The sequence below is a fragment of the Brasilonema sennae CENA114 genome (assembly GCF_006968745.1).
Lineage (GTDB): Bacteria > Cyanobacteriota > Cyanobacteriia > Cyanobacteriales > Nostocaceae > Brasilonema > Brasilonema sennae.
This window is the reverse complement of record NZ_CP030118.1, coordinates 6346485-6367912: the sequence shown is the minus strand read 5'-3', so window position 1 is coordinate 6367912 and position 21428 is coordinate 6346485. Positions and strand designations below refer to the sequence as shown.

Genomic DNA, 21428 nt, shown 5'->3' with positions numbered 1-21428 from the left:
GAGAAAGAGGGACAGGCACAAGCACAAGGGTAAGAAATTGTTCCATTCTCCTACTGCTTCATTTCCTTGTCCTTGTAGCTTTTGACGATTGTTATCCCACTAACAGTTCCCGCCTAGCTATAATTAACAATAAGAGGAAATAACTCATGTAGTAGAAGTTTGGGTGTTGTTGTTATTTAGAAGCTTCCCACCGGTGCCGACTTCTGTTGTTCCCTGTTAAGCGTATTTCTTCAGAAGGCATCTGGGTGTAAGCTTGTACAAAGTTGAATAAAAAGAGACACCTGAAATAGCGTCTTATGTCAATAATTGCTCTTAGAGCATGGTATCTAGAGAATTATGAGCCGATTCCAGAACTGGAAAAACGTCCGCCGGATATTCGCCTCAGTAAGAAAAGCCTGCTGAAATCAGGGCTAAGAGCGGACTTCTTGGAAGAGAGTCAGGAAGTCAGAAAATCCCTATGGTTCGGGCGCTATCTAGAAGGAGAAAACGTTGAATTTTATGTTGAAGGTAGTGGTGGTTATTGTGTCGCTAATATTGACTTGATAAGTCACGAAATATATTTCACCAAGCAGGCTGTGTTAGCGCAGTTAGAACCCACAATTTTTTTGTGCTATCAAACTGAGTATTCAGTTGCAAGTGAGGCTTTACGAGAAGGACTACTTCAGAGTTTGGAAATTTTAAACTTGCGCTCGCGTTTACCTCTATCTTTGGTAGAGTCTTTCCGTCCCAAGGAAGGTTCTGTACGACTCAGCCGAACAATAATGCGAAAAATTCATAGAAGTTTGTTGTTTATTGCTGACACGACACCTATTACTAAAGTTGATGGTAAAGAAACGGATCTACTGCTTCCTAGCCCATATGTCTGTATTGAAATTGGTTATGCTATTCAAAGTAAGCGCTCAGAGCAAATTCTACTAGCCCAAATGGAGCGCTCAGATATAGCAGGGCAGTTTCCTTTTGACTTACCACCATCACAAATTTTGCAATTTCGAGACACTAAAGAACTCAGTAAAATCTTGCCTCAAGCCATTGAAACCCACCTAGCAAGATTTAAATTATTTGCTTGATAAGCTGTTAAACACAAAAGCTTGCGTCAGACAATTTTGGATATTAGATTTTGGATAATGGAATTGATCCCACGCCACATGCTAACTCTTGCGGATACGCTGCTATGCCCTTTGGACGTGCGCCTTGCGCTTACAAATCGCTTAACTCCCGCCTGTGCAGTGGCTCATGAATCCGGGGGCTTGTACCATGAAGGCAGATTATCAATAAGCAAATTCTAATGCTATTGCTTAATTTTTTATATTATGGTATTGCTTAAAATACTCTCCCTAGAGTCTAAAAAAAGCAACGCTTTTATAACAATTAGAATATAAAGAAATTAATTTACACTTACAAAATTTATATCCGAAATAGAGTCTTTAACAGGTGTATTCAATATTAAGTTGTTAAGAAGGCTATAAAAACTTCTGAAAATTCACTCTCATGTGTGCCATGTTCTTTATGACACACTCATTTGCATTTTTATGTGTCATTGTTCTGCAATATTATGCAGACAATTAAGGTACATATTTTCAACATCAAAAGACGACTAAATGAAGAATAGTGTTGTGAATAATAAAGTATGTCCCATGATCACCACAAGAACAATCTCACGTAGACCTAGAGAAAAAACATTTCAACGACAACTGTTAGATAATATAGAGTTGCATGATTCTCAGCGAGCTTATTTTTTCCAAGAAGTTATTGAAGGCTTACAAGACGGTATTTTACTTTTAAACGAGACAGGCGAACTGATTCATGCAAATACATCTGCTTGTAGTATCGTTTCTGAAATTAATCAAGACAGTTCCAACTCAAATTGTATACCACCTGCTATCTGGTGTCTTTGCGAGACTTTATTGGAAAACCGTAGTATTATAGCCAAAAAAACGATGATTATATCTCATGAGATTGTAGTAGATAAGTCAAAAGTTTTTTCTGTTCGTGTTAGATGGCTTAATTTAGAAAAGTGTAATAGTTCTTATCTATTAGTGAGTATGGAAAACAAATATGAATCATTAAAAAATCTTGCAATTTTAGAAGTAGCTAAATACAAATTAACACCACGAGAAGCAGAGATTTGGTATCTTTATAGAAGAAAACTTAGCTATAAAGAAATTGCTGAGCAACTTTACATTTCTATGAATACAGTGAAAAAGCACATGAGAAATATTCATGCAAAGCGACAAGCATTTTTAAATTGTGAAGATTAAGCTTTTTCAATAAAAGAATTATATATAAAAATAAAATTAGGAGATTCAAAGCGTTTTTTATTTTGGCTTTTACAGGTATTTCCTTCACAAGACACTGCTTTGCTAGCTGTTTAACTCAGTGGTGGTGTAAGCCATAGGCTATGTTTATCTTGAAGGGGCGATCATCGCAAAGGTGACAGATTAATTTTTTCTTGTGTTTACTGGTGGTTTGATAGTTCTTGATAAAAAGAGTACCCCTAAGGGTACTTTCTGACTGTATGAGAATCGTTTATTATGTACTCACTACAAAAAACGGGATATTTGATACATAAATGTCATTTTGAGTAAAGTAAAGATGCTTAGTTTTTGGGGGTTTCCAAAAGGTGAAATTTCCGAAAAGCTTTGTTTTTCTGCATAACGCTCAATCTGACATTTTTCTATTTTTTATAAAATATGTATATCAACATGTGCGTTGACAAAATAAATACTAATTGCAACTAAATTCCTAACAAGTTGTGCATTTCAAAATAGCTTCCTTCTCACTACAAGATGACTTATTCTCTTGTTGACGTTCTTGACGTGCTAACGCTCTTGCTTTCGTGCAGGCTTGGTTGTATGTAACCTACGGACTCTTGGTATACCTGCGACACGGCAAGAGTGGACGTTAAATAGATATTTTTAAAATGGCGTTAGTATGACACACTGTTACCATAATTCTCTTACCAAAAGGTTCGACATCAAATTATCGACTATGAGGTTTGCTCTTTTCTGAAGAGTTACAAGATCTAAAATGCTTATATCATTTTAACCAGGACAATCAAGATTTTTTTTGATTTTTTTTACAGAGATTTAGGCACTTTTTGTTGCCGAAGTAATTCATTGTACATCTTCCGTTTTAAATCTTCATTACCTTGAACCTGTGTCGTAATTGTGTTGTACCTATCAATTGAAAGACCATTATCTTCAACAACTTTTTGATAGCGTTGGCAGTAATTGACAGCAATATCTCTTGCTTTACCAGGAAGACCATTTAAGCTGTTGTTATCGTTACAAACAATCTTTGGAACATCTCCAGCATTCATAATTTTTTTTATTTCGTCAAAGGCTTGTTGACGCTCAGGCTCCATTCTTAGCATAGCTCTGGCATAGTTTTTAAGTTCACCAGAATTAACTCCTTGTGGAGCTTGAGCATCGGCTTTTGAACTCAAAACTAAAGTACTAGAAACCAAAGTTGCAGTTACAACTGTGCCCAGAAATAAGGATTGGGCAATTATCGGAATTAAACTAAGTCGGAAAAAATGATGGTAATATCTTTTCATTTTTTTGATGCAACAACTACAGTCGGGATATCTTAATTACTGTGAATTATTTTATGAGTGAGAAGTTCCAGAAAACACTCAAGCAACAAAATGTTTATTTTTTTGGTTAAGTTCTTTGATAGACTTGACAAAGCTCTATGACTTTAGTCTGTAGTGTGGACATCTCTGAAACTCCTTGTTTGAGGCTAACTTCTAAATCTAACAATATAGGTAAACTAGCAATAAGTTGCTGTACAGAAACATATTGAATTTCTTTCTGTAGATAGTAAATGCGATTGGGGTTGCCTATCTCCGCAGCTTTAGCAATAACTTGTGAATTGCGCTCACCACTTTCTACCATGAGCTTGACCCATAACCAAGTGCGAAATTGCCCAATCAAGGTGGCAACTATTCGCAAAGGAGGTTCACAAGCGTTAATAAGATCAATTAATATCCCTAAGGCTCTAGCAGTGTCCCCTATTCTGATTGTTGCGGCTAATTGTAGGCTATTTTGAGTGGTATTTCGGACTAACTGAGCGACGGCTTCTGTGTCCAAAGGTTGATTGCTACCTTCAGCGTAAAGCCGTAATTTCTCCAACTCACTGTAGAGAAGGCGTGTATTATTGCCTACAGCATCCGCCAACATCTCTACACTCGATTGAGTTAGTTTTACTCCTACTGTTTGAGCAGCTTGACTGACAGACTGCATCAGTAGTTCCGTCTTCCAAGGCGGAATTAAAGAAAATTCTTTGAATTCCGCGAATTTTTTCAGAATTTTGGTTGATTTGAGGCGTTCATCTGGTTTGTGACTACTGGTGAGTAACAAATATGAATTTTCAGGGATGACTGGCAAAGTTCGCTCCAGTTCTGATAACACATTCTCTGAGGATTGCTGGCAGAGGGTAGTATTGGCAAGCCATACCAAACGTCCGCCAGTGCCAAAGGGTGGTGTCATCACTTGATTTAATCCTTGGATCGGCGCATCAGGTAAATCTGGAGGTAGTACTGTGTAGTTAAAACTTGTCCACAGGGGATCTAGGATGCGATCGCGCACAAGAGCGATCGCCTTTTCTATCGCAAAATCATCCTCACCCCAGTAAAAGTAGACTGGCATAGGGAACCTCACTGTTTTTAGAGAAAGTAGATCCAATCAGACCAGAGTAGTCATTATTTATAATATTTCTTTGTGTTCCTTATTTTCCTGATCACCCTACTACTACGTCGGGCGCGTAAATAGGGCAACCCTTCGGGTTCACCATTTCAAATCCCTAAAAAGCCCATTCCATAATACTTTTGAACGCCAGGTGCTACAAGTCGGCATAGCCGCCCAACGCACTGGCTCCTTTTGAACGCCAGGTGCTACAAGTCGGCATAGCCGCCCAACGCACTGGCTCCTTTTGACTTTTGCGCAGCGGTACTACCTCATAAAAGCTAAATACTTTTTAAATCGCTGATTTAATGCAGGTGATTTTGCCTACAATCAATAAGCGTGGAGTAGGAGGATATGAACGTTGGACGACAAATATCAAATTTACTTAAATCGTTTAGTGCGGATGACGCTAAGCGAAGCATACAAAACTCAGGTCCAGCATATCCAGACATCTTCCAAATTTCAGCCGCATTCAGATCAAGGAAGACAAGCAGCACCTTTTCCTGGCTATACAGTGATCACCCCACCTAGGGAAGAAGAAACAGACAACTCTACTTTCTACGCACACTTACAGGATTACCAACAGGAACTTTTACAGCTAAGAGTCAACTCTGATTGGATCGTACCTGTACCTCCTGCAAGCTTTCATTTGACTTTAGCGGACTTGATTTGGGACAGTGCTTACTATGACGCTCGCGAAAAAAACCCAAAATTTGAAGAACAGTTACGCTCTTGCTTTGCGGACATCTTTAAGCAGTATCAACAATCCAAGCAGAAGCAAACTCACCCCATTCGCTGGCAAATGCAGGGGCTGTTGGTGATGCCAAGAGCTATAGGCGTTTGTTTAGTACCTCAGGATGAAGCGTCCTATGATCAAATTGTTAACTTGCGTCGAGCAATTTATCAAAATTCCAACTTGATGGCGTTGGGGATTGAGCAACATTATCACTTCAGCGCTCATGTGACATTGGGCTATTTTGGAGAAATTGCGCCCAATCTAGACTACGAGCATCTTGCTAACATGTTTTCTGAGTTGAATCAGCAATGGGCAGAGAATTCCCTGGAATTTAGCATAAGCCGTGCCGAACTACGGAAGTTTGACGACATGACGGGCTATTATCGGGAATCAGACTGGCCAATTTTAGATTTTAGTCATGACTAAAATTTGAAAATTTTTGATATGCAAGGTAAATAGCTTCTAAAAGTACATCTGGGGTGACAGCTTCTGGTATATTTTCTAAGTGAATAATAGCTTTAATATCCTTAGCTAATTGTAGAGCTACTGAGGTTCTTGCCTTTGGTGCCATTGCAGAACGTCTGTACAAATATTCCCGAATAACGGCAAAATCATCAGGTAACATGGCTGACAAATCGGCAATTTGTAGCAATTGCTCGCTCAACGACTTTGCCTGTTCTGAAATAGTCAAAGTTCTTGATGTAGTGGGTGTTTGAGTTTGAATCACAATTGTGCCAGCGGCTAAATCACCCAAACGCTTTTCCTGGTTACTGAACATGATAAGAATTGCTCCAATAAACAGAACTTCGTCAAATAGTCGCAGTAAAGCACGCAGTGTTGCTTGTTGCAGTCCAATAGGTCTACCATCATCTCGCACGACACGAATTTTTGTAAAGCGTTTACCAGGGGTTTGACCTTGCCATAGTGTTTCAAAAAATACAAAATATCCACCGTAAATAGCGAAACCAATAAGGAATGCGATCGCCACCAACCAAAAACCTGCTTGATCACGGAAAATAGATTTCCACAAATCAGCCAGTTGAATGGAAAGTGTTATCCAAGCAATTAGAAACAGTATCAATATCACACTCAAAACGAGATAGTCAATCAGTAGTGCCCAAGCACGATTACCAATCCCAGCAAGGGTAAACTCCAGTTCGACACTTTCTGGGGTGTTGAATTTAACACGATTAAATATATGCATAGCAATTTTTTTGCTAACGTTTAAATCTCATGGTCGCGTAATCTCAACCCTAATCCCTCACGACGACTCCGCAGGTCATAGTAAACAACTGCTTTAATTGTTTGCCAGAATGGTAAAACGACCGGCCCACCGGCAAAACTTAAAATCCAATTTAACAGAGAAACAGTAGTACTAAAAATACTAAAAACTAATGGATATTGTTCTACTAAAGCAGCAAAAATCAACTGAATAATAGTGGGAAGAATCTGAACAATAATTTGAAGAGGTAGTGTAATTAAAAAGGCAACTAAATAAATCAAAAGAATCCGCCAGACGTAACCTTGAGTTAACTCCTTACTTCGAGCAATCGTTGACCTGCCATCAATATTATCCTCAATAGCAAGCGGCACTTCCACTAAAAAATACCGCATTAACAACCATAAAAATGCTATTATTATAATAATCGCGAGCACTACATAGAGCACGGATACACCTGCATTTCCTTGCTGAGCTATCGCGTCAAATGGTATTCCCAATAAAGAAAAAATAAAACCTAAAATTCCACCTAAAATTACACCTAAAATTACAACACCGAGATAAATCCCCAGTATCAGAAAAAACATCAACAGTATCGTAAGAAAAAACTGCCCTAACCGAGAATTGACAAAACGCTGACCAGACGAAATACTTTCAGGTTGATTCACCAATTCACCAAAAGCCAATCGGGAAATCAGCGCTGATAAAGCATAAAACTTTGCCCACCCATAAAATGGAACAAGTAGCCATACATAAGCTTTCAAAGCGAGTAAAAAATAATCCTTAAAATGAGAGCGATATAACCGTAATCCTGCGCTGACAACATTTCCAAGACTGAGAGGTTGTATTGGACTCGGAGAACCAATATTATATGACATGATGTCTAAGTCTCTCTTGTAAAGTAGGGCGGTAAATGTGAGGCTATTTTAGGATAAGTTAATACTCGGTATTCTGAAAATTCATGAATATTCAACGATGGATCGCGCGGCGAGAACCAAATTGGCAGCGATTGGATGCCTTATTAAGCCAGGTAGAGAAAAAAGGACTAAAGTCTCTAGGAGCAGCAGAAATTAGAGAATTAGCAAGTTTATACCGTTCAGTAGCAGCAGATTTGGCTCGCGCTCGTACTCAACAATTAGGTAATATTTTAGTACAAAATTTACATTTATTAACAAATAGAGGTTATAGCCAAATTTACCAAGGTTCACGACGACAAGAGTGGGAAGCCGTAGTGCAATTTTACAAATGGGGATTACCAGGCGTCGTGCAGCAGACATTCCCATATACAGCGACTGCCATTGCCCTATTTTTAGTAGGAGCGATCATTGCTTGGTGGTATGCTTGGCAAGATCCAAGTTTTCTGTCAATTGTAGTTCCAGAAAAACTGATCAAATTGGTACGAGACGAGCATAAATTGTGGATGGGGTCTATTGTCGGCATTGAACCCCTAGCATCTACCGGTATCATGATTAACAACCTGTCCGTATCCTTTGGTGCTGTTGCTGGTGGAATCACCGCAGGAGTTTTTACAACCTATTTGATGGTTTTTAATGGCTTGTCCATTGGTGCGATTGCTACCTTGGTGGGTCAAAATCATCTTGCTTATCCTTTTTGGGCATTTGTTTTTCCGCATGGTTCCCTGGAATTACCAGCCATCTTTTTTGCAGGTGGTGCAGGTTTTTTACTTGGAAGAGCTATTTTATTTCCTGGTAAATATCGCCGTGTAGATGCACTTAAATTCTATGGTTCTCAAGCGGTACAGTTAATATTTGGTATTGTACCAATGTTGATTATTGCTGGTATTATTGAAGGCTTTTTATCTCCTAATCCTAATGTTCCAGAAGTTTTTAAATATCTTGTAGGGATGGGATTATTTATATTTTTGGTGGCTTATTGTAGTCGTAAATTGAAAACGGAACCTCACCCTGCCCTGTCGGGCATCCCTCTCCTTATAAAGGAGAGGGAAAGATTTTTGCGCCGATTCAAGCGAGGGTGAGGTGATGCAGGGAACCTCACCCTGCCCTGTCGGGCATCCCTCTCCTTATAAAGGAGAGGGAAAGATTTTTGCGCCGATTCAAGCGAGGGTGAGGTTTTGAACGAGATATGAGTTAAAGCAGATTCCGTGCTTTGATTTGCAAATATTTATCTACTAATTGATCTGTCACTTGATTTGCTGGTGCATCTAACACCAACACACCTTTGTGTTTGAGTTGGGCAAACGCGACTTGTCGTTGTGCTAATAAATCTAGGGCGACAGCACGGGTATAAGCAGCTGTAACTCCACCTTCTAAACTGGTACTCTGTGCCAAATGATCAACGAGAGGATCGCGTAAGGTGACACAAAACGACAAATAGCGAGGTGTAAGCACAGAAAGTGCTGCTAGAAGTTCTGAAGAGGCGGTCAGATCAACTAAATCGGTAATCACCACCACTAGACAACGCTTAGTTTGCTGCCGCACAACACTTGTGAGTGCCCCTACGTAATCAGATTCTAACAACACTGGTTGAATGGGAGTTAAGCGGTCAATAAGGTGACTCAGGCGATGTTGACCGCGTTCTGGAGGAATCCAAGTATGCATTTGGCGATCAAAGACACCCACACCCACGCGATCGCCCCGATGTAATCCAGCCAAAGCTAACGATAAAGTCGCATTCAAACCCCAGTCAAATCGCTGCAAACCCTGTACTTTTGCCGTCATTAACCGTCCCCGATCCAACAAAATCAGCAAGGTTTGCTCTTGTTCCGGTTGAAGTACCTTCACCAATGGTGGTGTACCATAAGCGTTCACACGACGGGCAGTTGCTTTCCAATCAATAAACCGCAAATCATCACCAGCGCGATAGTTCCGGAGTTCAGCAAATTCTGTGCCAATATTGAATTGGCGAGATTGACGGTTGACTCCTGATGATTGCAGTACTAGGCGAATTGAGAGCGATCGCAACCCAGCCCTTTCAACGCGAACAAATGAACTAGGATTTTGAAATCTAAAACCCTGTGCCAGTCAGGAATCTGAGGTACAACTTCGATGTATCCTCAAGATATAAGGGCGAGTTTGGGTGTCAAGATGCTACGCTCCATTTTTGAACAATTTGTCCAAGAAAGTCCAGTAAGTGTAATGGCACGAGGATTAATGGAGCGTGTATTTGCCCCGGAACGGATGGATAAATTATTTGAAACTCACGCGAAAGTACAGCACCAGCAAGAATTACTATTTTCCAGCCAAGTAGATTTGATGAGTTTGGTGGTGTGTGGAATTCAAAAATCGGTTCATGCCGCCTATAAAGCCAGAGCAACAAACCTGATTGTGAGCACCACAGCACTATATAAAAAGCTCTGCGGTGTAGAACTGAGTGTGAGTCAAGCATTGGTAAGAGAAACAGCGAGCGATTTGCGAGTGCTAATTGAAATCATGGGTGGAGAACAGCCAAATCCACTACCAGGATATCGGCATAAAATTGTAGATGGGACTTGTTTGGCTGCTACAGACCATCGATTAGATGCAATTCGTTTATTTGCAGCTAAAGCTTTGCCAGGTAAAGCAATAGTTGTATTAGATCCACTATCAAAACTGGTAATAGATATTATTCTTTGTCAAGATGGTCATGCAAATGAGCGGAGTTTATTTGATAATGTGCTGTCTGGTGTACAACCAAACGATGTTTGGACTGGAGACCGGAATTTTTGCACAGCCAAGTTTCTGTGGACGATTGCACAGCAAAAAGCTTTCTTTGTGATTCGGCAACATGGGTCTTTAGGTTGGACAGAACTGAGCACCTTAAGAGCTTTGGGTCAAACCGATACAGGAAATCTTTTTGAGCAGTGCATCGAAATTTGTTACGAGGGAAATCGTTTAAAATGCCGACGAGTTGTGCTGAAGTTGTTTGTGCCAACACGAGACAAAGAATGGGAAATAGCGATTTTGACAAACTTACCCTTAAGCCACGCTGATGCGGCAAAAATAGCCGAGTTATATCGTAATCGTTGGAGTCTAGAAACCCTTTTTCAAACCGTAACTGAAAATTTTAACGCCGAAATTCAAACGTTAGCCTATCCTAAAGCTGCCCTGTTCTCGTTTTCGATGGCGTTAGTAACATACAACATTCTCGCCACTCTAAAAGCCGCCTTAGGAAGCGTACATGGCATCGCCAAAATTGATGCAGGTTTGTCTGATTTCTACTTAGTAGATGAAATTCAAGGCACATATCGCGGGATGATGATTGCTATTCCATCCCAGCAGTGGGAAATATTCAGGACATATTCTTTAGACCAAATGGGACAACTTTTACAACAGCTGGCGACTGGCGTGAATCTCAAACGTTTTCTCAAAGCCATAAGAAGTCCGAAGAAAAAACGCCAACCTTTAATTGTTGATCATAGACATCGTCATGTTTCGACTGCACGCCTTTTAGATATCTATTGAGATAAGTAATCTTTTTTTGAGCCTGTCGCAGCGAAGCGGTTCGCAGCGCGTTGCGGGGGTTCCCCCCGTTGTAGCGACTGCGAACCCGAAGGGTGAGTGACCGCCACGACAGGCGATGCCGCTTCACTCGCTATTTTGATAGCGGCGGTCGCTCAGCGACAGGCAACGGGGGGAGTCCTGAGGGAGGGCGCAGCCCCCCTCGTGCCTCCTGGAGACAACTCGAGCATTTCCGCTTGTTCGCTCATCACACCTTTTGCTCACGCCTAAGCGAAGTTTCTACTGTCGATGGCGATCGCCGATTTTTAGTCTCAACTCCACTCATAACTCTCAGAGTTAACACACGCTAAAATTGGTCGAAAATATCTATTTTCCTACTCATCTGCAACTTGTGTCATTGGAATGACTCACTAGTTCATTTGTTCGCGTTGAAAGGGCTGGCGATCGCAACCCCACTAAATCTGGATAAACTTTCACTTTCAGACTGTGAAAAATCTTTCTATCATCCCAAGCTAATCCCCAAGCACCAAGTTGTCTGACTTGAATATCCCCCCAAGAAAACTCTCCACGCTGTGTGGGATGGACGGTATAAGTTAATTCTTGAGTCGTGTGACTAGGAACAGTGGCGCGTAGTGCAGGGACAGACACTCCAAAACTACTTGGGTAGTCATCCCGGATTTGAATCATCGCGTTGGCTTTTCCTGATGTCACCTTGAGTAAAACTGGATTCTCTCGTCCAATGGACAATCGCGATGGTATTTCGCGTGTCATCTGCACGCGATGTTGTCGAACTTGCAAACCATCCACAACCATCAATCCCAGCACGATAACATCAAAAAGCAAAGTTATAAATAAACTTGCCCAAATGCTGGTAAATAAGGTTAAAGTTGGGGCGATCGCAATTCCTAATATCAATAAAAAATAAACTCGTTTAGAAGGAAGCATAATTTAACAGTTACCAAGTACCCGCAGTATCAGTTATCAGTTACCAAGTACCCGCAGTATCAGTTATCAGTTTTTTGGTCACTGTTCACTGTTTACTGTTTACTGTTCACTGTTCACTGTTCACTGTTTTAAATACTTTATCTTGGGACTGGCACTTTATTTAATATTGATGCGATCGCCCCATCAATTTTGAAACCATCTAACATCGCTTCTGGTTTCAAAATCAAACGATGACGTAGTAGTGGTGATGCAACTGCTTTCACATCATCCGGCGTTACAAAATCTCGTCCAGCTAAGTACGCTGCTGCTTGTGATGTCTGCAACCACAAACCAGCAGCACGAGGAGATGCACCTAAACTTAAATCAGGATATTGTCGCGAGGTTCTGACTAACAAAAGCAGATAATCAATGATTGTTTCAGAAACTTTAACATCTCTTACGACTTGTCGTGCTGACAAAATTTGAGATATTGTTGTCACTGGCTGTAAACGAGCAATATCTAGGCGTCGTGCTGCAAATCCCGCCTGACGATTGAGTAACATTTGCTTTTCAGCAGCTTGGTCAGGATAATCTACCACTAGTTTGAAGACAAATCTATCCAATTGTGCTTCTGGTAAAGGATAAGTACCCTCAAATTCCAAAGGATTTTGCGTTGCAATCACCCAAAATAAGTCTGGCAATGGCAAACTTTCACCATCCAGTGTTACCTGCGTCTCTTCCATTGCTTCTAGCAAAGCTGCTTGAGTTTTGGGGGGAGTTCGGTTGATTTCATCTGCAAGCAGGACTTCGGTAAAAACTGGCCCTTTTTTCAAGCTGAAACTGCGGGTGTTTAGATCGAAAATATTTGTTCCAGTAATATCTGATGGCAGCACATCTGGTGTCAATTGAATTCGGCGAAAATCGGCTTGAATCAACTGTGCCAGGACTTTCACAAGCAGTGTTTTACCTGTTCCTGGCACTCCTTCCAAAATCACATGTCCACCTGCAAGTAAAGCTATCAAAAGCTGGTGTATTAGGGTGGATTGACCAACCACAACTCGATTAAGTTCTTGATTAAGACGATTTAAAACAGGATTGATTTCGCTCATTATTATTTATAAACAATTAACGTCAGGCACAAAAGCATTTTTAAAAACTACAGAGGACGCAGAGTTAAAAGCTATAGAAAATCTCCCTAATTATTTAAAATACTATAGCAATCCTAAATTATTTGTGAAATTCCTCTTCCTTGGCGTCCTTGGCACGCCAGTCACCTACGGAGGGAAAGCCTTCATTCGCGCTGGATCGTCTTGGCGGTTCGTTTCAAAGTAATTTTGCTATATATAGTAGTTCTAAATCATATGCCCTACGGGCACGCTACGCTAACGTGAAAACCTCTCTTTATTCTTCTCTGTGCGTACTCTGCGCCTCTGCGGTTCATTGAAAAAGTCATTTTCACTTTGCAGATAGGATTGCTATAGAAGGTAACTGTTAATTATGAATTTTTAATTCTCCGAAGAGTTTGCCATTTCTCCAACCAGCTTAACAGTTCTGATTCACTCATGTGGCGTTTTTGGGATTGTCGTTTTAACACCTCTTCTAGTTCTGTAGGAGGAATCCCTGTTTGCTGTACCCAAGCATTGATTATAGTTTGCTGATCCAGTAATTCTTGCCCCAATCCTAAAGCTTTTTGTAGTTGCAATTGTTCTGCTTTTCCTACCATTTCTACAACAAAGTCGCTGGATTTAGCTTTTTGCAAAACTCCTGCCAAAGCTTTGATGTAGGCTTCACTGTTGTCAACGACTGGTGATAATAATGCAACTGGCTTGCCAAAGCGTCGATTTTTTGACCAAATGAGCACCAATAGCAGTATGCCTGCTTGTAAGAAAGCTGGAAATACAGGAGTTTTGGTAAAATAACTTAATAAATCTCCTTTGCCTTCTCTTTTTCTGACACTGGGTTCCTTGTAGCCGTGGATGTATTCATCTACAAATAATAAATGATCTTTTTGACTGACTAAATCTGATAAATACTGAAAATTACTTTGATAGTCTTGATAGGCATTGGCAGCTAAGTAGGGAGTCGTAGAAAAAATAGCTTTTCCTTGACCGTAATTTTCTTCCCAAACAACAGCCCCAAAGCGATCGCCTAAAGAAACCTTTTCTTGATTTTTGAGTCGTCGCCGTCTTCGCGTCTGAATTTTGACATCTCCTCTGGGAGATTTTTGCATGGTGGTGAAGTCTGCTGATGTTACGTGTTCGCCTACACCTAAAATAACCAAATTATTACCTTTTTCTACCCATTGTTTCTCGTCATCATACAGCCCAGAATCGCTCAAGCGGGTGTTGATTTGTAATAAAGTAATGGGGCGTTTTTCTGTATTTAAATCACTAAAAGGCTTTTGCCAACGCTTGATACCAGTTTTTTGCTTTTCCATATAAGCATACCAAGCGCCGTAACCGTCGGGAGCGCGGTTGTAAGTGGAACCACTATTGATGTTGGTGCTGGTTGGGGCGGTGAAGAAACTGAGTAGTATCATCACTCCCAAGGCGATCGCCCCAATCCAAGCCAGACGGTTTGAGCGTTTCATGTGTTGGAAATCTCCCGATACGCTTGCTGACAATGCTCATAATTGTCTGCCGAAATTTCAGCATTGCCAAAACACAATTGTTCGTGAGTAGTCATCAAAGTCTCATAGGGCTGTATTGAAGTCGCAAACATTTGCAGCAATTGCAAATATTCGCCATCTGTACGGCTAGATTTGTGAGGGAGAATTCCCTGCCCATGCAAGTGCTGCAACATTGCGAAATAAAGATAACGGCATGCTTGACGGTAATTACCCTGACGGGAAAATTCTTGCGATCGCGTCAAGCATTCAGTTACAGATAATTCATTTTCTGCAGTTTTTGCTTGAGAATTTGTCCAATTGTGACCAGCTAGCCAAGAGTTAAAATAAGGGCGAAGTTCCTGCCATAAACGCCAACCAACCCAAACTAGAAATAACCCCAGTAACAGCCAAAAAATAAAGTTCACCAGCTTCAGCACCCAGGGACTAATAGACGACTGAGGTGAGAACTTTGGCAAAGCCCAATTAAAGCGAGATAACTGGTACTCAAACCATTCTCCAACTTGTTGTTGAAACTGGGAACCCTGCCAAATCCAGCTTGTTTTTTCAAAAGCATCTGCAGACATACAAATTATGAATTATGGAAAATTCAACATTGAACACTCATAATTCATAATTTTTACCGTTTTTTTGTACCAATACCAACCCAACGATAACAAGAAACGCACCGAGGGCAAGAAATCCTAAATCCCAGGCTAGCTGATTCGGTCCTGGTTTTACATGATGGATGCCAAGAATATGATGGTCAATCACTCCTTCTACCAAGTTGAACAACCCAGCACCGGTAAGTATGGATCCAAAGTAGATGTTGGATGACCAAGGAACATCTTCACGCCCTCCTGCCCGCCACAGCAACACCACTCCAATCACAGTCATTATCCAATCAAAGGCGTGAAATAAGCCGTCCCAGATTGTATTCATATCTATATTAGACATTGTGGTCAGAGGTCGAATGTTACTCAACATATGATGCCACTGAAGAATCTGATGCAGTACAATCCCATCAAAGAAGCCACCTAGACCTATACCTAGGAAAATTCCAGCAACAATCAACGGGGCGCTTTGGTTGCTCTTTTCACTTTTTGCCTGCATTATTAACCTCTCGCTACGACTTTTCACTTCACAATAGAACTCTGTTTTGAACGCAATCTTCTACCTTGAGACAAGTACTGCGGTGGAATTCAAAGCAGACTGTTTATTGGTAGTATCTACCGTGATAGTGGATATTAATGTATCAAACAGCAATTTTCAAATGACTATTTACTTTTACAAGGTTTGGCAGCCCTACGGCTGTTTTTCCAATTTTTCTTCTCATGGAATCGTCATGCAAGACATCTTTTGGTCAACAGTTGAGCATTATTATCAAGCTCAAAAGTTTGTTGGAACCTCAGATGCTATGATCATACCTCTTATCCATAGTGCTGAAACACCAGAACTTGCGGCAGCATTAGGACGCGACTGCACGCGCCAAGTTCGTTTAGACTGGGAGGAGGTCAAAACTCAAGTGATGCGAGAAGCTGTACTTAAAAAGTTTATGACACATACCGAGATTAGAGAAATCCTTTTAATGACTGGTGATAACTTGATTGTAGAAAACTCACCAAACGATTATTTCTGGGGTTGTGGTGTAGATAAAACGGGTCACAATCATCTCGGTAGAACCCTTATGAGTGTGCGTGAAGAAATCCGCAAAATACCATCTTTGTCAGTCGTTTCTGATTAGTTTAGGACTTACGCACGAGTTACGAAACAACAAGACTGTGAAATTACGGACTCCTCGTCGCAACGGGTGCAAGTACGTTATTTTTGCGTAAGTCCTGTATCCATTAAAAGCATAAAGGGCAAGAGTGGCTGGGAAAAGTCTTTGAAAGCTTTAGCAGCAGCTCTACCCGCTTCCGGTGAGCGTCGGGAGTATGTCACGCAGATAACTTTCTACTTAAAATAAAAAATATTACTATACGGGGATTAAGGTTCCTACAGTAGGCGACATGGGTGAATTTCCTACTACCTTCCCCTTGTTCAGCTTACCTACAGTTCCATTCACCTTTGAGACACTCTCAATTCTCTTTTTTTTCAAGAAACACAGGGAACGCTTAACAGGCAAGAAGCTCGATGAACTGACTCATACCCCAAGTGATAAAAATAGAGACGTCCGGAGTTTTATATGTCATCGAAAACCAAATCTATGTTTTTGAAATTTTCATGATTTTTATAAAAAAAATACTGTTTCTTTACATAAAATTTGCAAATGGATTTTAGTATAGTAATTGCAGACTACTTGTGTCAGTAAAAAAGCGCTTTAGTAAATATGTAAGTTTTCTTGGCACATCATGATTACAACAGCAGCAAACTACAAAAACCGGCTGCAGCAAAGCCGTTATAGTAGTCGAGGAAGTATTTACTTATTCGCTCCGATGGTTGACTTGAATGTAATGGCTGATGTTGGAGATACTCCTCCTTGATTCAGATGTGCTTATATCTGCTTGGAAATTTCATCACAGACTTAATAATTGAATCTTTGTAGAGTGAAAAGATTTTACTCTTCCTTCTGAGATCTTGAACCATTCTTTTGTTGATGTTATCTTACACCTACTACTAATTCATAATTTAACTCCAGGAACGCTAGCACATGCTATTAACCTGCCATTGTGGAGTGTGGCAGTAGAATGGCAAATTTATTTTTTGTTTCCACTGTTGTTACTACCTTTACTGAGACGTTGGGGTTGGTTATCAGTTATTTTAATTGCTTTTATAATTGGACTGACACCCCACTATTTATTCAACGGTTTGATGGACGTAAGCCGTCCTTGGTTGCTAGGTTCATTTGCTATAGGGATGCTAGCCGCTGAAATTGGATTTTCACAAAAACCTGATTGGATCAGGTTAAGAAAGTCTGTACCATGGTCTGTGTTAGCAGTTATTTTTGCTGGCATTGCTTTTTTAACAGAATGGAAAAGACTAAGATTAGATGCATGGATTTTTGAAAGTTTTGCTGCGCTAGCTGCAGCTTGTCTGATCATTTACTGCACTAACTTTATTCTTGAAAAAAATACGTTACCAAAAGGGCTGCGCGTATTAGAATCAGCTCTTGCAATCACACTCGGATCATTTTCCTACAGTCTTTATCTTACTCACGGAGTGATAGTGACGCTAGTGCATCACTTTCTACACGACTTGCAACTACCTGCGATTACGTATACAGTGTTACTGTATCTAGTTAGTCTGGGAATATCGTTAGTATTTGCCTACTTGTTCTATTTAGCTTTTGAACGGCGATTTACAACTAGTGGAAGATTAAAACACAAATCAATTGACTTAAAAAGCCACTAAATTTTATGCTACTTGAGATTTAAGCTAGAAGTTGTAAGCACTGTTTGCATAACCGCTATTGCGCTTTGCATATAAGACGCAGGCAAATAGAAGATTTTGCCAGTGGTTATGTAGTATTTTTTTTGTGCAAGTGTGTGTTTTGGTAAATCCCATGAAAGAGCTCCTCAATCGAGTTTATAGCTGGAAAAAACGCATCCAACGGCTGCTTCTGCCGACGGTGATGGTTACTCTGGCTTCTTTTGTCTTTGCTGCGTCTGCTTGGGCGACTGGTGTTTATGATATGCCAACCATTAAAAGTGGTGAATCCACTTGGGTTGTTGATCAAGCTGACGTCATCAGCCGTTTAAGTGAAGGTAAGCTTAACAGCACCCTTGAGAATTTAGCAAAGCAAACCGGAAAAGAAGTCAGATTTGTCACAGTTCGTCGTCTTGACTACGGTGAAACTCCGGAGAGCTTCACCAAAGCTCTGTTTGAAAAATGGTTTCCTGCAAAGGAAGCACAAGCAAATCAGATAATATTAATGATTGATGTCGCAAAAAACGGTACCGCAATTATAACTGGCGATAAAGTGAAATCTTTGATGCCAGATGATATTGCTCTGAGTGTAGCTTCCGAAACTTTGACAGTACCATTACGGGACGGTGACAAATATAATCAGGCATTTATAGATGCTGGCGATCGCCTAGTCGCCGTTCTATCTGGCGAAGCAGATCCCGGACCTCCCCAAGTTACGGATAACGTAGCGGTAGAAAGTACCTTTGCAACAGCAGAAGACACCGATACCAACAAAGGTAATGCAACTGCTTGGGTGATAGGACTTTTAGTCGCCGCCACCGTTATTCCAATGGCGACTTACTACATTTATCAAGTGTTTCAGCCATCTTCTAACGGATGATGTTCGCTTATTAACCAGTTAATCAGTTATCAGTGAGCCAGCGCTGCAGGAGGGTCTCCCTCCGTAGGCGACTGGCGAACCCGAAGGGTTATCAACTTTACTGTTGACTGATAACTGTTTACTGTTTACTGTTTACTGTTTACTGTTCACTGATAACTGTTCACTGTTTTAATCCTGAACATAATCTTGTCCTGTCACTAAAGAAATCTCAGATCGGACAAACTCACGACCCAAATAAGCCGCATGGGTTAACTGAGTCACAGGAGGGGGCTGAGTTTCCTCAAAAATTTTCACACACAATTCTTTTGCCGTTCTTCCACTAAACACAGTCGTGTGAGTGCGTTCCACCTTTTCCCGTGCTGGAATGACCTTGCCAGTTTCTGGATCAACAGCTAAACCACGCTCATCAATCACATTCGTGAAATGCTTGGCACAAATTAATCCTTCCTCCCGATTTAAATAAATAATGAAATACCCACCGGGGTCAAGGTCAATGTGACGTTGAGAAAGTTTATCGTCAATTGCCGCCAAGTTTTCAACAGTCAAATCCATAATCACCATAAAAATTAACTTGTCTTAAGGGTTTTTTACCCCTTATAAAGTGTAATTCTTATCTTCGTTGCTGTTGATCACATTTTGGTGATTCTAGCACAAGAGCGTTGCGGAAAATGCATAACAAAAATTCGTATTAGGGATTGGAACTACTAAAAGGCAACTCGGCATTTATTGCGGAAATCTCCTGCTGTTCAAGTTCATTCACCTCACTGATATAATTTCGCAGAATTTGTCCAAGACGAGCATTGTAAAAGCGGTGTAAACTGTAATTGGCAGCCGCAGGGAAACCGCGACGTTTTTTGTGGCGTCCACCAGCACCAGGGTCAAAAATTTGGATACCGTTGGCGATCGCCCACTCTACTGGTGAATAATAACAAGCATCAAAATGCAAGCAGTCTATTTCTTGAAAAGAACCCCAGTAGCGTCCATACATCCTATCGTCCTTAAACAGACAAAAAGACATCCCCACTGGTTGACGAGAATCCTGTTCTGTGTATGCCGCAAAAAACACAACTCGATGGCGATAATGTGCGTATAGCTGTTCAAAAAATCTCTTTGTTAAATATTTACTACCCCACCAGCCAAATTTATCACAGGTATCAGCGTAGAACTGATACATCAAAGGAAACAGTGACTGGGGAATTTCATCGCCAGCCAGAGGTTGTAGTCTCAAACCAGCTTTTTCCACTGCTTTGCGTTCACGCTTAATGTTACGACGCTGGTTGGCGTTGAACACTGCCAAGTAGTCATCAAAATTGTTAAACCCAAGATTTTCCCAGATGTAGCTGTGATGCAGCCAAGGTGTGAAGCCTTGGCGTTCCAGAACAGGACGCCATTGGGGGTCTACATAAAGAAAATGACATCCAGAAATACGGTGTTTGGTGCAGAAAGCATCAATCTCGTGCACCATCAATGCCGTGATCTCATCTTCATCTTCCCCTGGTGCGATCAAAAATCGATAGCCTTCAGCCGGGGTAAATGGAGTCATCCCCAGCATTTTGGGGTAATACTTTACACCAATCCGTTGTGCTAAGTCTGCCCACTGATGGTCAAAAACAAATTCGCCAGAACTGTGTCCTTTCAGGTAAAGTGGGGCAGCAGCAATCAGCGTTCTGTCTCGCCATACGGTTAAGTGATTCGGTAACCAACCAGTGTTAGCTGTAGCGCTTTGGGAGGCTTCGAGATTTTTCAACCACTCCCATTCTAAAAACGGAGTTTTGAGTGGTAATGCTAAAGTATCCCACGCCTCTTGGGGGACTTCAGCTATTTTATTTATCCAAGCGACAGAATAGCGAGGTTGCAGTTGTTCCACCATTAGAGGTTTTAAAGATGATACAAAATTTAGCACAAACTTTATTTAGCCTAGTCTAAATCTGTTGGTCGTTGCAGGCGATTATGCACAAAAACTTCCAGACTCTATTGTATGAACTTCCAGCAACTGCAGACGGCTTAGGGACTAACCTCTATACCGGCGCGTTTAAGTCAAAATTAGCTTAAATTCTTGACGTTATTTGCAAAAAAGCGCTCCTGCTGTTGTCATTACTTACCAACGCAAGACTTGCTGCTGAAATAATCGTATTTCCGGATTGAGGCTAGCAGAATGTGTAGTAAGTATATGGACAGGTTGGGAAAGCTTTCACGCCTGAGTTCGTTGTTGCAGCAGTTGTGGGTGCGATACAGTTAGGGTTGTACCAGCACCGAATAAAACAGCATCTGAAAAAAAGTGATTTGCTCTTCCAAGTGTACAATGTCCGTCTTGGAACCAAACCGAGCAGGCGATGCTGCAAAGCAGCCGCTACGCGATCGCCTGACATCCGCTATTTTGCCGTCTGCACTCATCGCCAAAATCACAGTGGTATATGGGCGATGTTGTACCATTGGGTTGGTCTGATAGTTTTTGTTTTCTGTACAAAATGCTGATTTTCAAAAATAGTGATATAGGAAACCTCCTGTCTCCCTATTTACTCTGTAATATTTATATGCAACAGCAACCCCTGTATGAGCTAGTCTGTGTGAGTGTTTGTATAATAAGTTTTTTTT

General features: G+C 40.9%; 18 protein-coding genes and 3 pseudogenes. 8 read left to right on the top strand and 13 right to left on the bottom strand.

Annotation, left to right across the window (positions count from 1 at the left end):
• Window positions 1-296 precede the first annotated feature (296 nt).
• Together DP114_RS26490 and DP114_RS26485 are read left to right on the top strand one after the other, a co-directional pair.
• Window positions 297-1067 carry a hypothetical protein gene (locus DP114_RS26490; RefSeq protein ID WP_171977537.1) on the top strand — a complete coding sequence of 257 codons (771 nt, stop codon included), beginning with the start codon at window positions 297-299 and terminating at the stop codon, window positions 1065-1067.
• A gap of 531 nt (window positions 1068-1598) precedes the next feature.
• Window positions 1599-2258 (top strand): helix-turn-helix transcriptional regulator, encoded by a 660-nt coding sequence (locus DP114_RS26485; RefSeq protein ID WP_246162798.1) that lies wholly within the window; start codon window positions 1599-1601, stop codon window positions 2256-2258.
• A gap of 818 nt (window positions 2259-3076) precedes the next feature.
• On the opposite strand, the gene DP114_RS26480 is transcribed toward DP114_RS26485, so the two are convergent.
• Together DP114_RS26480 and holA are read right to left on the bottom strand one after the other, a co-directional pair.
• Entirely contained in the window at window positions 3077-3556 is a 480-nt protein-coding gene (locus tag DP114_RS26480) for a DUF4168 domain-containing protein (RefSeq protein ID WP_169268433.1), read from the bottom strand.
• Window positions 3557-3662: 106 nt separating this feature from the next.
• Window positions 3663-4649: a DNA polymerase III subunit delta gene (gene holA / locus DP114_RS26475; RefSeq protein ID WP_171977536.1), complete on the bottom strand. Its 987-nt coding sequence runs from the start codon at window positions 4647-4649 to the stop codon at window positions 3663-3665.
• 397 nt (window positions 4650-5046) lie between these two features.
• Between holA and DP114_RS26470 the strand changes: the two genes are divergently transcribed.
• Entirely contained in the window at window positions 5047-5847 is an 801-nt protein-coding gene (locus DP114_RS26470) for a DUF1868 domain-containing protein (protein WP_171977535.1), read from the top strand.
• Here the strand turns inward: DP114_RS26470 and DP114_RS26465 are convergent.
• Window positions 5834-6625 (bottom strand): RDD family protein, encoded by a 792-nt coding sequence (locus tag DP114_RS26465; protein WP_171977534.1) that lies wholly within the window; start codon window positions 6623-6625, stop codon window positions 5834-5836. The two genes, DP114_RS26470 and DP114_RS26465, sit on opposite strands and share 14 nt — an antisense overlap.
• A gap of 20 nt (window positions 6626-6645) precedes the next feature.
• Window positions 6646-7518, bottom strand: a complete 873-nt coding sequence (locus DP114_RS26460) for a DUF975 domain-containing protein (protein WP_171977533.1) — start codon at window positions 7516-7518, stop codon at window positions 6646-6648.
• 83 nt (window positions 7519-7601) lie between these two features.
• Between DP114_RS26460 and DP114_RS26455 the strand changes: the two genes are divergently transcribed.
• Window positions 7602-8636: a stage II sporulation protein M gene (locus DP114_RS26455; RefSeq protein ID WP_171977532.1), complete on the top strand. Its 1035-nt coding sequence runs from the start codon at window positions 7602-7604 to the stop codon at window positions 8634-8636.
• A gap of 112 nt (window positions 8637-8748) precedes the next feature.
• Here DP114_RS26455 and DP114_RS26450 read toward each other — a convergent pair.
• Window positions 8749-9585 (bottom strand): annotated as a pseudogene (locus tag DP114_RS26450) (DUF58 domain-containing protein); the annotation flags it as partial.
• 81 nt (window positions 9586-9666) lie between these two features.
• Here DP114_RS26450 and DP114_RS26445 point away from each other — a divergent pair.
• Window positions 9667-11061, top strand: a complete 1395-nt coding sequence (locus DP114_RS26445; protein WP_246162595.1) for a transposase — start codon at window positions 9667-9669, stop codon at window positions 11059-11061.
• Between the two features lie 438 nt (window positions 11062-11499).
• Here the strand turns inward: DP114_RS26445 and DP114_RS26440 are convergent.
• From DP114_RS26440 to DP114_RS26420, 5 genes and pseudogenes are all read right to left on the bottom strand, one after another.
• A pseudogene (locus DP114_RS26440) lies at window positions 11500-12003 on the bottom strand (DUF58 domain-containing protein); the annotation flags it as partial.
• A 137-nt stretch (window positions 12004-12140) separates the two neighbouring features.
• Window positions 12141-13091 carry an AAA family ATPase gene (locus DP114_RS26435; protein ID WP_171977531.1) on the bottom strand — a complete coding sequence of 317 codons (951 nt, stop codon included), beginning with the start codon at window positions 13089-13091 and terminating at the stop codon, window positions 12141-12143.
• 386 nt (window positions 13092-13477) lie between these two features.
• On the bottom strand, window positions 13478-14572 hold the full coding sequence (locus tag DP114_RS26430) for a DUF4350 domain-containing protein (protein WP_171977530.1): 1095 nt from the start codon (window positions 14570-14572) through the stop codon (window positions 13478-13480).
• Window positions 14569-15174 carry a DUF4129 domain-containing protein gene (locus tag DP114_RS26425; RefSeq protein WP_171977529.1) on the bottom strand — a complete coding sequence of 202 codons (606 nt, stop codon included), beginning with the start codon at window positions 15172-15174 and terminating at the stop codon, window positions 14569-14571. Before DP114_RS26425 ends, DP114_RS26430 begins: the two co-directional genes overlap by 4 nt.
• Window positions 15175-15211: 37 nt before the next feature.
• Window positions 15212-15700 (bottom strand): DUF2243 domain-containing protein, encoded by a 489-nt coding sequence (locus tag DP114_RS26420; RefSeq protein ID WP_171977528.1) that lies wholly within the window; start codon window positions 15698-15700, stop codon window positions 15212-15214.
• Between the two features lie 160 nt (window positions 15701-15860).
• Between DP114_RS26420 and DP114_RS26415 the strand changes: the two genes are divergently transcribed.
• The 3 genes from DP114_RS26415 (at window position 15861) to psb32 (ending at window position 18833) form a co-directional block, all read left to right on the top strand.
• The gene (locus DP114_RS26415) at window positions 15861-16331 is read left to right on the top strand and encodes an NADAR family protein (RefSeq protein ID WP_169268368.1); all 471 of its coding nucleotides are present in this window, start codon (window positions 15861-15863) and stop codon (window positions 16329-16331) included.
• 833 nt (window positions 16332-17164) lie between these two features.
• Window positions 17165-17938: an acyltransferase family protein gene (locus DP114_RS26410; protein WP_171977527.1), complete on the top strand. Its 774-nt coding sequence runs from the start codon at window positions 17165-17167 to the stop codon at window positions 17936-17938.
• 151 nt (window positions 17939-18089) lie between these two features.
• A complete protein-coding gene (gene psb32 / locus DP114_RS26405; protein ID WP_169268370.1) occupies window positions 18090-18833 on the top strand; it encodes a photosystem II repair protein Psb32 in 744 nt (247 codons plus the stop codon).
• Window positions 18834-19001: 168 nt separating this feature from the next.
• On the opposite strand, the gene DP114_RS26400 is transcribed toward psb32, so the two are convergent.
• The 3 genes and pseudogenes from DP114_RS26400 to DP114_RS26390 all read right to left on the bottom strand — a co-directional run.
• The gene (locus DP114_RS26400; RefSeq protein WP_171978308.1) at window positions 19002-19385 is read right to left on the bottom strand and encodes a DUF4346 domain-containing protein; all 384 of its coding nucleotides are present in this window, start codon (window positions 19383-19385) and stop codon (window positions 19002-19004) included.
• A gap of 136 nt (window positions 19386-19521) precedes the next feature.
• Complete coding sequence (locus DP114_RS26395) at window positions 19522-20703, bottom strand: GNAT family N-acetyltransferase (RefSeq protein ID WP_171977526.1); 1182 nt, start codon at window positions 20701-20703, stop codon at window positions 19522-19524.
• Window positions 20704-20934: 231 nt separating this feature from the next.
• Window positions 20935-21266: pseudogene (locus DP114_RS26390) on the bottom strand (dihydrofolate reductase family protein); the annotation flags it as partial.
• Window positions 21267-21428: the final 162 nt, after the last annotated feature.